Consider the following 14,058-nt stretch of genomic DNA (forward strand, 5'->3'; position numbering starts at 1 on the left):
TAAGCGGATCGGTGTAGTCTCGATTTATCTGGTCCGATAGAAGTCACTCAGACTGCTTGCCCAGGGGCAGCGCGTTCAGTTCCGCACGAGCCTCCCGCCAGGCGGGATAGTGCTGATCCAGCAAGGCGATGAAGCGCTCACTGTGCGTCGGCTCGATCAGATGGATCATCTCGTGCACGATCACATATTCGAGCAGGTCACGAGGCTTCTTGACCAGTTCCGTATTGAGCCGAATGTGAGCGCGTTGGTGATTGCAACTGCCCCACTTGGTTTTCATGCACTGCAAAAAATACCCTTCCACCTTCACGCCGATGCGTCGTTCCCAATGCACGATCAAGGGCGGAATCGCTTCGTGCAACAAGGACCGTTGCCAACGTTGGTAGATGGCTTCTCGCCTGTTTGCATCGGCTCCAGGACGAACACTTAGGGTGATGCGCCGATGATCCATCTTCACGACAGGCGGAGCCTCGCGCTCCACCACCGTGAGCAGATGGCGGCGCCCCCAGATGTAATGGCTTTCCCTCGTGACGAACTGGCGGGGCGTTTCACGTGCTTGTGCCAGCAATTGCGCCTGTTGCTGGCGAATCCAGCGTAATTTGGAAACGGCATAGGCACGCGCCACTTCCAGCCGCGTACCGGTCGGCGCTACCAGCGTCACCCTACCCTCGGGCGGATGTACAGAAAGATGGACATTCTTCACTGCCTTGAACGTGACGGTAATGTCCAGCTCCCCCAGGCGTATGTGTGTCTGTGTCATCAGTAGCCCGGCTGATTTTTCAGCAGATCGAACAGCTTGAGCGTTGATTCGCGGTTGCGACCGGTCAGCGGGTACAGGACGTTCTGCACGATGCGTTCCTTGGCTTCGTCGCCGCGCCAGCCCGCCGGGGCTTCCTCAAGCATCAGGCGGTCGATCTTCAGTGCCAAAAAGGCCAACGGGTCGCCGTAATGCGCTTCCAGCTCTTGAACGGCACCGTCCTCAGGCAGCGCATCAGCGGAAATGATGTCCGGCAGGTTGCGATAAATCACCAGAGCGCTGGTATTGCCGCGCAGGATGGTGGGTTCATCGCTATCGTGCTGTTTCTGGTGCACCTTCTTTACCAGAGCTTCTGCATTGCGCAGGAATGCTTCGTAGGCCTCGGTGCTTTCGCGGCTTTGCTGGATCAGGTCATCGAGCAGTTTGGACATCTGCTCATAAAAGCGTGGATCGGTCAGGCGGTCGCGAATGATGGTCTTGCGGACGTTGTTGATGATGGTTTCGGCAATGGCATTCTTCGATAGCTTGCCCTTCTCATTGAGCTTCTTGGCGATGGCGTCGTGGATACCGGTCTCGATGATCAGCTCGGTCAATGACAGTTCGGCCAACTCACCCAGGGCCTTTGCCGGCTCCGCCTGAATGTAGGTGTTGATAAGGTGGCGCATGTCGGCCTCGTAGGGCTTGATGTCCAGCTCTTCGCCGCTGTAGTGCTTGATGGCCGAACGCACCTCGGCATAGAACCCGGTTTCTCGCTGCAAGGTATCGATTTCATTACCGGAATAACCGGCCTCTTCCAGGTTCTGAGCGATGGCGGCAAAGGCGCGCAGGTAGGTCGACACTGCCTTGTAGAAGGCGATACGTAGCGCCTCACTTTCCAGCAGCGCCTCCGGATTGCCGGCATGGCCGCAAAAATAGTGAATGAACTGCTCCTGTTCGCGGGGCTGTTCCACTGGTTCACACAGGTAATGCAGCGCTTCACGCGCGTCGTCCAGTTGTTTACGGCCTTCGTCGAGCCAGTTCTTCAAGTGGATGTTGTTATCGCCGCCGTTACCCGCGTCGATGTCCAGCTCGTCGGAGCTGTACACCGCAATGGCCTGCTGCACGTCGCCGAACAGCTCCTTGTAGTCGACGATATGGCCATAATCCTTGTCGTCGCCATCGAGCCGGTTGGTGCGGCAGATGGCCTGGAACAGGTTGTGGTCGTGCAGTTCGTTGTCCAGGTAGATGTAGGTACAACTGGGGGCGTCGAAGCCGGTGAGCAGTTTGCTGACCACGATCAGCAGCTTCATGCTGGCCGGCTCCTCGATGAAGCGGCGCTTGGTTTCGTCTTCGTACTGTTTGGTGCTCTGACCTTCGCGCAGGACGTGCTTCTTGTAGGTGTCGTACTTGTAACGCTCGTCGCTGCCGGATGACGCCTTCGAGATAGCCGCCGGGTTGGGTTCGAACGAGGTGATGATGCCTACATGAGCGCCAAAGTGGGTGTTCTGGAACAGGCGGAAGTAATGGCAGGCATCGTAGATCGAGGCCGCCACCAGGATCGCCGTGCCGCGATCGTTGTCCAGGCGGGGCTTGAGGCTGAAGTCCTCGATGATGTTGGCAACGATGCGCTCCTTGCGCTCCTTGGCACTCATCAACTCTTCCATCGTTGCCCAGCGCTTGCGCAGGATGGATTTCTGGAAATTGTTCAGCCCGCGGGTCTTCTTCTCGAACCAGGCATCGATGGCTTCGCGTGAGGTCAGCCGCTGCGGCACATCGCGTGCTTCGTACTTCAGGTCCAGCACCACCTTGTCGGCCACCGCTTCGTGGAACTTGTAGGTGTGGATGTAGGTGCCGAACACATCGCGGGTGGTTTGCCTGTCCTTGCGCAGCAGCGGCGTGCCGGTAAAGCCGAGGAAAAGGGCATCGGCCAGCCAGCGTTTCATCTGTTTGTTCATGTTGCCGCCCTGAGTGCGATGGCACTCGTCCACGAACACATAGAAACGTCCGTGAATAGACGGTGGTTCGCCCTTGAGATCGGCCGCATCGAACTTGTGGATAAGTGCGCACAACAGGCGTGGCGTGGTGGCTCCAAGCTTTTGCACGAAGTCTGCCCGCGAGGTGATGCGCGGCGAAGCCGACTCCGCACCTATCACCCCGGCGTTACGCATCACGCCTTCGATCTGCTTGTCCAGCTCGTCACGGTCGGTCACCACCAACACCCGTGCTTGCGGGTCATGTTCCAGCAGCCATTTGGCCAGCAGCACCATCAGGATGCTCTTGCCGCTGCCCTGGGTGTGCCAGATCACCCCGCCTTCTCGCTTGGCCAGGCGTTCCTGGGCGGCCTTGATGCCCTGGTACTGGTGCTGCCTTGGCACCTTCTTGAAGCCCGCGTCGAAGATCACGAAGTGGCGGAGCAGATCCAGCAACCGCTCCTTGCTGCACATCTGTGCCAGCGGGCGATCCAGCAAGGCGCCTGCGATTACCGCGGCTTGCGGCTGTTCGTCTTTCCACTGCACGAAGAAATGCTCGGGCGTGCCGGTGGTGCCATAGCGCAGGCCCTGCGCATCGCTGCCCGCCAGCAGCAACTGCACGGTGCTGAAGAAACCCTGGTTGAACACTTCCTCCTGGTTGCTGAGCAGTTGGCGAATACCGTCGCCGACATCCACCGAGCTGCGCTTGAGCTCGAGCACCGCCACCGCCAGGCCGTTGATATAGAGCACGATGTCCGGCCGGCGCGTGTTCACCCCCTTGAGCGTCACTTCCTCGGCCAGGGCGAAGTGATTGCGTTCGGGTTGCATCCAGTCGATCAACTGCACCGTGTCGTGGGACTGGCCTGCGGCGATCTGCACCGGCACGCCATAACGCAGCAACTGGTAGGTGCGCAGGTTGGCCTGATAGGGCGTGATGCCGGTGACATCCACCGCGACTTCCAGCTTCTGCAAGGCGGCGTTGATATGGGCGGGCGAGTAACCGCGTGCGCTCAGATTGGCGCGCAGCAGGTCGCTTTCGATGGCGCGGTTGTTGTCGCGCTTGCTCCAGTTGCCCAGGTGTTCGTAGCCCAGGCCGCCAGCGTTCTCCGAGCTGGTGAACAGGCTCGCCACGCGGTTCTGCGAGTTGCGCTCGGAGCGCGGCAGGGATTGGCTCATTGCATCATTCCTTGGTGCTTTCATTCGGGGTATTGGTCAGTTCCCGCTCGATCTGCTCGATGCTCGGCAGGCTGGTTTGCAGCTCTTGCGGTAGGGATTCCACCAGCTTGTATTCGGCAATGCCCATCGGCTGCGACTTGTCGCCCAGGGCGTACTCGGCAACCACCTTGTTCTTGCTCTTGCACAGCAGCAGGCCGATGCTCGGGTTGTCCTGCGCGTGTTTGACCTGCCGATCCACCGCCGTCAGGTAGAAGCCCAGTTGCCCCAGATGCTCGGGCTTGAACTTGCCGGCCTTCAGTTCGATCACCACATAACACCGCAGCTTGAGGTGATAGAACAGCAGGTCGATGAAAAACTCCTCGCCGCCCACGTCCAGCAGCACCTGCCGCCCGACGAAGGCGAAGCCCGCGCCCAGCTCCAGCAGAAAATCGGTGACGTGCTGCACCAGGGCGTTCTCGATTTCGCGTTCCTGTGCCTGCTCGCCGAGGCCGAGAAAATCGAAACGGTAGGGATCTTTCAGCGACTCGATGGCCAGATCGGACTGTGGTGCGGGCAAACGCTGGCCGAAGTTGGTAACGGCCTTGCCCGTGCGTTCCAGCAGTCGGGTTTCGATATGGATGTTCAGCACGTTGCGTGACCAGCCATGTTCGACGGCGGCCTGTGCATAAGCGAGGCGCTCCGCGGGCTCCTTCAGGCGTTCCAGCAACACCAAGTTATGACCCCAGGGCAATTGTGCAGCAGCCTGTTGCACAATTTCGGCGTCCGGCCAGGCCTCGGCAAACGCCCGCATATACTTGAGGTTGCGTGGCGAAAAGCCCTTCATCTCCGGAAAGGCCGTGCGCAGGTCATGCGCCAGCCGCTCGATCACCTTGGCGCCCCAACCCTGCTCGGCCTGCCGCGCCAGGATGTCGCGACCGATCTGCCAGTACAGCCCCACCAGCTCCCGATTGACCGCCAGTGCGGCCCGCTGCTGCGCCGTATGAATGCGGCCTTTCAGTTCGGCCAGCCAATCAGAATAGCCTTGTGGGACGGAGGTAAGAGAGATCGATTTGTCGGTCATCGGCTTTCCATCTTCTGCGTTATTAGTTGTTTTCCTTACTGGGTATTTCTGTAGATCACACTTCGAAATGAGTTCTGAACCAGTGTCCATTTCCCGCCGGACTCCAGTCGGCACATGGGCAATCCTTTTTCGTCCTGATAGCCCGCCGACACTTTCAGTTCCTCTTCGAAAACGTCATCTTTGGCGCTGAATGTTGCCCTGATGGCAACGGTGGAGTAGGCAGGCGTGCGGTCTTCCACGCTCACGATCTGAAACGAAACGACTTTGTGGTTCCCGAAGTCCTGCTTTGCTTCTCCGGCTTTCTTTCCCATCGCCATGTCGTATGTGTGGGAAAGCGCATCGGCAAGTGGGGCAAACCTTCCTAGCCTCCAGTTTTCCATGAACCCAGCTACCATGCGTTCTGGCGAGTTCTCAGGCAACGAGGGTGATAATCCATCGCAGGGAAGGTGCACAAAATCTTCTTGCGCTCTCGGCTTCCACTCATCAAGAAGCCGCTTGGTTTTTTGTGTTTTCTGGAGCGACTGGAACAGTTCGCTCCAGCTTGGTTCTTGTTTTGGTGTCGGCGTCTTCTTGCCTTCGGCAAGCGCCCCAGCCCAATCCCGTATTGCGAAGAGTGCCGCCCACGTCTTCGCAGCCACGATACGGTTGTCGAATGCCAGTTCCCGCCCGTGAAGAATTCCGTGGCGGAATGGAACGGAAATGGCTTCTTCGTTTGTCTTACCTCTGCCTTTGGTCATCAGCGCCACCAAAGTTTGAAGCCCTGATTCGTGCGCCGCAATGCAATCCCATGCAGTCAGGTCTACGTTGTCAGCAAAGAGCCCCACATGCCGGGAAACATCGTTGGCCAAGCCATCCATCAAACTCAGCAACAACGGTGTGCAGGCGTGGTAACGCTCCGCCAGATAGTCCTCTTTTGCGAGCTCGACCAGGCGCACCCTTTTCCTGAACTCCGGATGCCCACTGAATCTTAAAATTCCCAACTTCAAGGTGTCGGCATCGTAGGTGCTGACAAGATAATCTTCCGCTGCTTCCAAGCCATGCGCCTCAAACGTTTCTATGGACTTCTTCATCACATCCATGTTCATGGACTCATAAGCAATCCAACCTGACGAGGCAAAGATTTCGTTGAAACGATCCGGTAGCAGAAGAATCTTGGATTGCTCTTTCAGCTCCACGAGCTTTTCTGAAAAATCGGAGAGGCGAGGAAACATCTTCTGAAACAATGGGACAGCCTGCCATAGTCTTTCAATGGCGCTGGCGCCTTGAATGAGCTCAAGCATCTCTGCTACCGACTCGTTATCAGCAATGCGTTTCTTATCCGTCACGAGACTCCCCCGTCAGCATAGACATCGTTCAACATACTCATACCAGCCGCGTCCTGCCAGTCAGCAGTTCCTGCATCATGGCCTGCTTGAGGGCGCGGGTTTTGGTGCGGCGGGTTTCGAGGGCGGCGATTTCGGCGTCCATGTCGGTGAGGACGGTGGCGATGGCGATTTGTTCGTCTATTGTGGGTGGTGTCAATACCTCAAAGTTATGCACGTCATTACGGTTCAGTGTTGGGACACCAGAACCTGTGGCGAATTTCTCGAAACCGATTTGTGTATAGAGATAGAAGACGAAACGTGGGTCGTTTTCCTTGAAGTTTGTAACCCATAGCGCAGTATTGTGGGGCCAATACGGACCCTCAACATAGGTGACTTTTCCAATTGTCCCTGAGCGCCCAGTGACCACGCCCGGCCCATGTACCTGAAATTTTGCGTGACAGTTAAGCACTCCATTCGAGTAAACCACTGGATATGGGCCAGATCGAAGATCAGGATTCGGAAGATCAAAGCCCCGTTGAAGCGGTGCTACTTCTGCTAACCGCTTCACTTCCCACTTCCCGCTATACCCCGGCAGGCGGGTTTGGCCGGTGAGGAGTTGCTGCATGGTTGCCTGTTTGATGGCGTGCTTTTTTGTGATCAGGCGATCCAGTCCGTCCAGCAGCGCATCCATATCACTGAGGGCGGTAGCGATGGCGCATTGTTCCTCAATCGAAGGAAGAGGAATTTTCAACTTCTTGAATACAGGCATATAGATGGTGTTGTGAATGCTGCCTGCCATCAGGTTACGCCACACACGATCCATTCCTCGGAAAAGGTACACCAAGAAATAGTTGTTTAATGAAGTCCCGCAAACATAGCAAGCAAAGTCCTGGCTAGTTGCCATGGCTCTAGCTATTAAACAGCACTTTCCTACCGTCGCTGTTCTAGAGAAAACAACTGTCCCAGCAGGCAGAAGGCGAGCAGATGAGTTATTCAACCCATCTTCAGTAATGGTATGCGAAGTGGAGTGAATTTCTAAAGCATCTAACTTGCTTGTATCGTGCAGGGAGACCCATGGTACAGAGCCGTTCCAATAGCTTGGCTTTTTCTTGCTTGGTGTGTGTCCGCTCTCAAGTCTCGCTACAGATGCGATGCTGACAACCGACCAATCCTCCGGAATCACCCCTACTTCCGTCTGCTTATACCCCGGCCTTACTTCCATACCGCCCCCATTTTTTTCAGATGTGCTTCCACCTTGGCGCTAAGGGCGGCTACTTCATCTTCCAGCTTGGGCAGCGGGGTGTCGTAGCGTTCGGCCAGTTCGCGGATACGCTGGGCCAGGGTTTGCGAGATGCGCTGCAGCTCCTGCTGCACCTCGGCTTGCAGATGGGCCAGCCATTTGTCTTCGACCACCAGGGTTTTGACTTCGGCTTCGCTCAGTTGGGCGTAGTGGTCGTAGGCTTGCTGGTCGAGTTTGGCGTCCAGCGCCTTGAGCGCTCTTTTCAGTGCGGCTTCGCTGTCCTTTAGCTCCAGCCATCTGCGCAGCAGCGGAGTTTCACCGGGCTCGGCAACGTCGATGCCGCCTTCCTCGGCGGCATTCAGGCGTTGGCTGACGCTCGCCTTGGTCAAGGCGCCCTTTTCATCCTGGGCTTCGAGGAACAGCCCGTCCTCGCCGCCGTGCTCTTCCTCCAGCTCCGCGAGTTGGCTGACGAGGCTTTCCAGCTCGGCCTGTGTCGCCTCCAGCACGGCCTGTTCGGCGGCGAAGTAGCGGGCGACGATCAAGGGCTTGGGCAGCAGGTCGCAGACCCAGCCCTTGTCCTTGGTTTTGCCCTTCTTGTCGGTTTCGACGATGCGCCGGGGCCGGGCCTGCCAGCCATCGGCGGTGATCAGGTAGGCGTCGTCCTGCATGGTCTCGGCCCAGTAGTCCATCAGGTGCTGGTAGACGTCGTAGGGATCGAGCAGCGGCGCGGCATGGAAGGTGGCGAGCAGGGTTTCGGACACCTGGACGATCAATGCCTTGGGCTTATCGCCAGGCTGGATACCGCTGAGCAGCGGCATGACGGCCTGCTGCCATTTGCCGAACAGGGTTGCGACTTTGCTTTGAAAATGCAGGAACTGCGGGTGGGCCAGGATGATCGCGCGTACCTCGCTCAGCGGCTGGCGCAGCCGTGCATAACCGGGGCGCAGCGGCTCGAACAGGGCCTGGCGCAGGGCGGGCATTTCCTGCCAATCGGCGGCGAAGGCGTCGAGATCGCGCTCGGGGATGCCGCCGTTGAGATGGGCGTCGATGTCGTGCAGGTCTTCCGGCTCACTGCTGTCGATGTAGCGCGGCAGGTTGAGGTTGTAGTCATTCCTCTCGCTGGCGATTTCATCCAGCGGCACCATGCGCGCATAGCGCGGCACATCCACACCCCGACGGAAGGTGTCGACGATGCGGTGGATATCCTGTTCGCGCAGGCGATTCTTGGGGCCGTCCTTGATGAAGCCCTTGCTGGCGTCGAGCATGAAGATGCCCTTGCGAGCGCTGGCGTTTTCCTTGTCCAGCACCAGGATGCAGGCGGGGATACCGGTGCCGTAGAACAGGTTGGCCGGCAGGCCGATGATGCCCTTGAGCATGCCGGAACGTACCAGTTGCCTGCGGATATGGGATTCGGCGTTGCCACGAAACAGCACGCCGTGCGGCAGGATGACCGCGCCCTTGCCGGTGGTGGCCTTCATGCTGCGGATCACGTGTAGCAGATAGGCGTAGTCGCCCTGCTTGGCAGGCGGCTCGCCCCAGGCGAAGCGTTGGTAAGGGTCGTTGGCCGGGTTGAGGCCGGTGGCCCATCGCTTGTCGGAAAACGGCGGGTTGGCGACCACGTAATCGTAGGCGCGCAGTTGTTCGCCATCCTTGAATTTGGGATTCACCAGGGTGTCGCCGCTAAGGATGGTTGCGTCGGGAAAGCCGTGCAGGATCATGTTCATCCGCGCCAGGCCGGCGGTGGTCACGTCCTTTTCCTGCCCCTCCAGGGTGATATGCCGCCCAGCTTCGGCGGCGACCTTCAGCAGCAGCGAGCCCGAGCCGCACGTAGGGTCGTAGGCGGTGGTAGAGCCGCGAGTATTGGCCTGGGAAATGCCAATCACCTGAGCGAGGATGCTGCTGACCTCGGAAGGCGTATAGAACTGGCCCTTGCTCTTGCCGGAATCCTGGGCGAAGTGACGCATCAGGTATTCGTAGGCATCGCCGAGCAGATCGTCGTTGTCGGCGCGGTTGTTGGCGAAGTTCAGTTCGGGCTTTTCGAAGATGGCGATGAGATTGCCCAGGCGCTCGACCATCGCCGGGCCTTCGCCGAGCTTGTTGGGGTTGTTGAAGTCGGGAAAGTCGCTGCGGGCCAGTTTGGTGTTGGCCTCGATCAGCTTCTGGATGACCTGGGTGTTGATCAGATTGCCGATATCCGGGTTGCCCTTGAGCGCCACCATGTCCTGGAACGACGCGCCGGGAGGAATGACCACGGGCGGGGCGAAGTCGTCACTGTTGCCGTACTTGTCGCTGATGTACTTGATGAACAGCATGAACAGTACGTAGTCCTTGTACTGACTGGCGTCCATGCCGCCGCGCAGTTCGTCGCACGAGGCCCAGATGGAGCTGTAGAGGTCGGATTTCTTGACGACGCCGGTGCGTTGCCCGGGGGCTGCTTTTTTGGGTGAAGCTTCTTTCACTGCTTTTTTCTCATAGGGTGCGGATACTTCACGAACCGCTAAAGAGTGGATGATCCTTGTCTTCATTACCTCGATGGATTCGAGTATGGCGACAGAACCGCCGCGCCCACGGCCGGTGACAATGCGCTGTTCGGCGAGCAACTGCTGCTTGACGCTGTCATAAGTGGCTTCTGGCCATCCCAATGCCTCGCGCAGCCGCTGGTTCCCGGCGGAACCGCCCATGCCATCGAGCGTGCTGATAAAGCGCTCGATCTTCTGTTCGATACTTGTCACTTCAATATCCATCGTTTTGATCGGCTTGACTGGATGCCGATTCTCTATTTTGCGGTGCCCAGCCTTGGGGTGGTACGGATATGTTTCGTCCCACGTTCCTTGTCGGTCGGATTCGGTCCTGCTCTGTTCCCTGCCGCGCCGCTTTGCAGAAAAGGGTATAGGTGACCTGAATTACCCCATTTGGGGGTTGGATTGCCCCCTTTCCGTTATGCCTTGGAGAGTATCTTTCTGTGAACAGGATTCCCAAGGGGGCGTAGATAAACAAAACCCCGCCGGGGCGGGGTTCGTTCTGACTCAGACGTTGAACCTGAAATGCATCACGTCCCCATCCTTGACGATGTAGTCCTTGCCTTCCAGGCGCCATTTGCCGGCTTCCTTGGCGCCGGCTTCGCCCTTGTACTGGATGAAGTCGTCATAGGCGACGACTTCGGCGCGGATGAAGCCTTTCTCGAAGTCGGTGTGGATCACCGCGGCGGCCTGCGGCGCGGTGGCGCCGATCTTGACGGTCCAGGCGCGTACTTCCTTGACGCCGGCGGTGAAGTAGGTCTGCAGGCCCAGCAGGTCGTAGCCGGCGCGGATCACGCGGTTCAGGCCGGGTTCTTCGAGGCCGAGGGCTTCGAGGAACATGTCCTTCTCCTCGCCATCGTCCAGCTCGGCGATCTCTGCCTCGATCTTGTTGCACACCGGTACGACGATGGCGCCTTCTTCCTCGGCGATGGCTTTCACCACGTCCAGGTGCGGGTTGTTCTCGAAACCGTCTTCGGCGACGTTGGCGATGTACATCACCGGCTTGCTGGTCAGCAGGTGGAAGCTGCGCACCAGGCGCTTCTCCTCGTCGCCGAGGTTCCTCAGCAGCGAACGCGCCGGCTTGCCTTCGGTGAAGTGCGGGATGAGCTTTTCCAGCAGGGCCTTCTGCGCCAGGGCTTCCTTGTCACCGCCCTTGGCGTTGCGCGCGACCTTCTGCAATTGCTTCTCGCAGCTGTCGAGGTCGGCGAAGATCAGTTCGAGGTCGATGATTTCGATGTCGCGCTTGGGGTCGACCGAGTTGGAGACGTGGATGACGTTCTCGTCCTCGAAGCAGCGCACCACGTGGGCGATGGCGTCGGTCTCGCGGATGTTGGCGAGGAACTTGTTGCCCAGGCCTTCACCCTTGGAGGCGCCGGCGACCAGCCCGGCGATGTCGACGAACTCCATGGTGGTCGGCAGCACGCGTTCGGGCTTGACGATCTCGGCCAGCGCCGCCAGGCGGGCGTCGGGCATCGGCACGATGCCGCTGTTCGGCTCGATGGTGCAGAACGGGAAATTCTCCGCCGCGATGCCGGATTGGGTCAGGGCGTTGAACAGGGTGGATTTGCCGACGTTGGGCAGACCGACGATGCCGCAGTTGAATCCCATGGTGAGCTTGCCTCGGAGTTAGGTTTCAGGCCTTTTGGCTGTGCAGGCGCTGCATTGCCCGGGTCCAGTCGCCGGAGAGCATTTCCGGCAGAACCTCGAGGGCGAAATCGATGCTGGCTTCCAGCTTTTCCCGCTCCGCCTGCGGCGGCCGGCCGAGCACGTAGCCGGTCACCAGGCTGCTGTGGCCGGGATGGCCGATGCCCAGGCGCAGGCGATGGAAGCCGTTCTGATTGCCGAGCCGCGCGATGATGTCGCGCAACCCGTTGTGCCCGCCGTGGCCGCCGCCCTGCTTGAGCTTGGCGACGCCCGGCGGCATGTCGAGTTCATCGTGGGCGACCAGGATGGCCTCGGGGGGAATCCGGAAAAATCCGGCCAGTGCCGCCACCGCCTGACCGCTGCGGTTCATGTAGGTGGTGGGGATCAGCAGGCGGACGTCTTCGCCCTGGTGGCTGAACTTGCCGACCAGACCGAAGTACTTGCGATCGTTGGCGAGCTGGACGCCCTCGCGGGCCGCCAGCCGCTCGACGAAAAAGGCCCCCGCGTTATGCCGGGTCTGGTCGTATTCCGGGCCCGGGTTTCCCAGGCCGACGATCAGTTTTACGGCAGTCACGACGGAGGCCTCTTCTTCGGCTGTGCGCGAGTGGATTACTCGGCAGCGCCTTCTTCTTTCGGAGCGTCTTCCTTGCTCACGCGCGGAGCATGGATGTTGGCGACCGGCAGGTCACTGCCGTGGGCCAGGGAGACCAGCTCGACACCTTTCGGCAGCTTGAGGTCGGTCATGTGCAGCACCTGGCCGACTTCGACCTTGGCCAGATCGACTTCGATGAATTCCGGCAGGTCTTGCGGCAGGCAGGACACTTCGACTTCGTTGAGGTTGTGCAGGATCTCGCCACCTTGCTGCTTCACGCCCACGGAAGATTCCTGGTTGATGAAGTGCAGGGGAACGACAGCGGTCAGCTTGTGGCCGGCAACGACGCGAACGAAGTCGGCGTGCAGGACGAAGCTCTTGGCCGGGTGACGCTGCAGCGCCTTGATCAGAACGGATTCGTTCTGGCCATCGACGTTCAGGTTCAGCACGTGGCTGAAGGAGGCTTCGTTCTCCAGCAGCTTGGCGAGATCCTTGGCCAGGATGCTGATGGACTGCGGGGCCTTGTCGCCACCGTAGATGACGGCCGGAACCAGGGCGGCGTTACGACGCAGGCGGCGGCTCGCACCTTTCCCCAGGTCGGAACGCACTTGGGCATTCAGGGTGAAATCGTTCATGGTGATTCTCCAGTAGCAACATTACCTGTCGCGCTTGCGACCAGCGCTCGGGCTGTTGGGCAAAAAGCCCCGCGCGAGGCGGGGCACATTACGTTCAGTGCGGTTTGCGAAGCGTTCGCTTAGCGGAACATCGCGCTGATCGATTCGGCATTGCTGATGCGGCGAACCGCTTCAGCCACCACTGGCGCGATGTCCAGTTGGCGAATTCGGGTGCAGGACTGCGCGGCGGCCGACAGCGGGATGGTGTTGGTCACCACCAGTTCGTCGAGCACGGAGCCTTCGATGTTCTCGATGGCGCGGCCGGACAGGATCGGGTGCGTGCAGTAGGCGTAGACCTTCGCCGCGCCGTGATCCTTGAGCGCCTTGGCCGCGTGGCACAGGGTGCCGGCGGTGTCGACCATGTCGTCGACGAGGATGCAGGTACGGCCTTCGATGTCGCCGATGATGTGCATCACCTCGGACTGGTTGGCCTTCGGCCGACGCTTGTCGATGATCGCCAGGTCGACGCCGAGGGACTTGGCCACGGCACGGGCGCGGACCACGCCGCCGATGTCGGGGGAGACGATCATCAGGTTCTCGAAGCGCTGGGCCTGGATGTCGTCGACCAGTACCGGCGAGCCGTAGATGTTGTCCACCGGCATGTCGAAGAAACCCTGGATCTGGTCGGCGTGCAGGTCGACGGTCAGCACGCGGTTGACGCCGACGACGTCGAGCATGTCGGCCACGACCTTGGCGCTGATCGGTACACGGGCAGAGCGCGGGCGGCGATCCTGGCGGGCATAACCGAAGTAAGGGATCACAGCGGTAATTCGGGAAGCCGAAGAGCGGCGGAAGGCGTCGGCCAGTACCACCAGTTCCATCAGGTTGTCGTTGGTCGGAGCGCAGGTCGGTTGGATCAGAAAGACGTCCTTGCCGCGAACGTTCTCGTTGATCTCGACGCTGATTTCACCGTCGGAGAACTTTCCGACGTAGGCATCACCGAGGGGAATATGCAGCTGACGTACGACACGCCGGGCCAGATCGGGGTTGGCGTTCCCCGTGAAGACCATCATCTTGGACACGCGCAGTACCTGCCTGAGGGTGGGTCCGATGAATAAAAAGCTGTTCAAAAGCCGGGCTCTTGAACAGCTTCAAGTGTATGGCAGGGGCGGCTGGATTCGAACCAACGCATGCCAGGATCAAAAC

At 59.4% G+C, this 14,058-nt stretch carries 11 protein-coding genes; 1 reads left to right on the top strand and 10 read right to left on the bottom strand.

The genetic code is table 11. The features are described from left to right. Window positions 1-43 precede the first annotated feature (43 nt). From IN820_RS09125 to IN820_RS09150, 6 genes are read right to left on the bottom strand one after another with little or no spacing between them, the layout of a single operon-like run. Window positions 44-757, bottom strand: coding sequence for a M48 family metallopeptidase (locus tag IN820_RS09125; RefSeq protein WP_193680670.1), 714 nt, complete (start codon window positions 755-757; stop codon window positions 44-46). Continuing rightward, window positions 757-3,879, bottom strand: coding sequence for a type I restriction endonuclease subunit R (locus IN820_RS09130; RefSeq protein ID WP_193680671.1), 3,123 nt, complete (start codon window positions 3,877-3,879; stop codon window positions 757-759). Before IN820_RS09130 ends, IN820_RS09125 begins: the two co-directional genes overlap by 1 nt. A 4-nt stretch (window positions 3,880-3,883) precedes the next feature. Continuing rightward, entirely contained in the window at window positions 3,884-4,939 is a 1,056-nt protein-coding gene (locus IN820_RS09135; protein ID WP_193680679.1) for a PDDEXK nuclease domain-containing protein, read from the bottom strand. A gap of 35 nt (window positions 4,940-4,974) precedes the next feature. Then, window positions 4,975-6,264 (bottom strand): hypothetical protein, encoded by a 1,290-nt coding sequence (locus IN820_RS09140; RefSeq protein WP_193680672.1) that lies wholly within the window; start codon window positions 6,262-6,264, stop codon window positions 4,975-4,977. A gap of 37 nt (window positions 6,265-6,301) precedes the next feature. Continuing rightward, window positions 6,302-7,426, bottom strand: a complete 1,125-nt coding sequence (locus IN820_RS09145) for a restriction endonuclease subunit S (RefSeq protein WP_193680673.1) — start codon at window positions 7,424-7,426, stop codon at window positions 6,302-6,304. Window positions 7,427-7,455: 29 nt separating this feature from the next. Further along, complete coding sequence (locus IN820_RS09150; RefSeq protein ID WP_328822092.1) at window positions 7,456-9,942, bottom strand: type I restriction-modification system subunit M; 2,487 nt, start codon at window positions 9,940-9,942, stop codon at window positions 7,456-7,458. A 45-nt stretch (window positions 9,943-9,987) separates the two neighbouring features. Here IN820_RS09150 and IN820_RS22425 point away from each other — a divergent pair, with 45 nt between their 5' ends. Continuing rightward, entirely contained in the window at window positions 9,988-10,380 is a 393-nt protein-coding gene (locus IN820_RS22425) for a hypothetical protein (protein ID WP_207793558.1), read from the top strand. Window positions 10,381-10,509: 129 nt separating this feature from the next. Here IN820_RS22425 and ychF read toward each other — a convergent pair whose 3' ends face one another. The 4 genes from ychF to IN820_RS09170 form a co-directional block, all read right to left on the bottom strand. Further along, window positions 10,510-11,610, bottom strand: a complete 1,101-nt coding sequence (ychF, locus tag IN820_RS09155; RefSeq protein WP_193680674.1) for a redox-regulated ATPase YchF — start codon at window positions 11,608-11,610, stop codon at window positions 10,510-10,512. 25 nt (window positions 11,611-11,635) lie between these two features. Continuing rightward, a complete protein-coding gene (gene pth, locus IN820_RS09160; RefSeq protein ID WP_193680675.1) occupies window positions 11,636-12,220 on the bottom strand; it encodes an aminoacyl-tRNA hydrolase in 585 nt (194 codons plus the stop codon). Between the two features lie 35 nt (window positions 12,221-12,255). Further along, a complete protein-coding gene (locus tag IN820_RS09165) occupies window positions 12,256-12,873 on the bottom strand; it encodes a 50S ribosomal protein L25/general stress protein Ctc (RefSeq protein ID WP_193680676.1) in 618 nt (205 codons plus the stop codon). A 119-nt stretch (window positions 12,874-12,992) separates the two neighbouring features. Then, the gene (locus IN820_RS09170; RefSeq protein WP_003294564.1) at window positions 12,993-13,934 is read right to left on the bottom strand and encodes a ribose-phosphate pyrophosphokinase; all 942 of its coding nucleotides are present in this window, start codon (window positions 13,932-13,934) and stop codon (window positions 12,993-12,995) included. Between the last annotated feature and the right edge of the window lie 124 nt (window positions 13,935-14,058).

Source organism: Pseudomonas lopnurensis (genome assembly GCF_015070855.1).
GTDB lineage: Bacteria > Pseudomonadota > Gammaproteobacteria > Pseudomonadales > Pseudomonadaceae > Stutzerimonas > Stutzerimonas lopnurensis.

What these genes read in the sequence shown, in the direction of transcription:
- IN820_RS09165 (WP_193680676.1), bottom strand. Translation starts at nt 12,873, where the DNA reads ATGAACGATTTCACCCTGAATGCCCAAGTGCGTTCCGACCTGGGGAAA.
- IN820_RS09125 (WP_193680670.1), bottom strand. Translation starts at nt 757, where the DNA reads ATGACACAGACACACATACGCCTGGGGGAGCTGGACATTACCGTCACG.
- ychF (WP_193680674.1), bottom strand. Translation starts at nt 11,610, where the DNA reads ATGGGATTCAACTGCGGCATCGTCGGTCTGCCCAACGTCGGCAAATCC.
- IN820_RS09135 (WP_193680679.1), bottom strand. Translation starts at nt 4,939, where the DNA reads ATGACCGACAAATCGATCTCTCTTACCTCCGTCCCACAAGGCTATTCT.
- IN820_RS09130 (WP_193680671.1), bottom strand. Translation starts at nt 3,879, where the DNA reads ATGAGCCAATCCCTGCCGCGCTCCGAGCGCAACTCGCAGAACCGCGTG.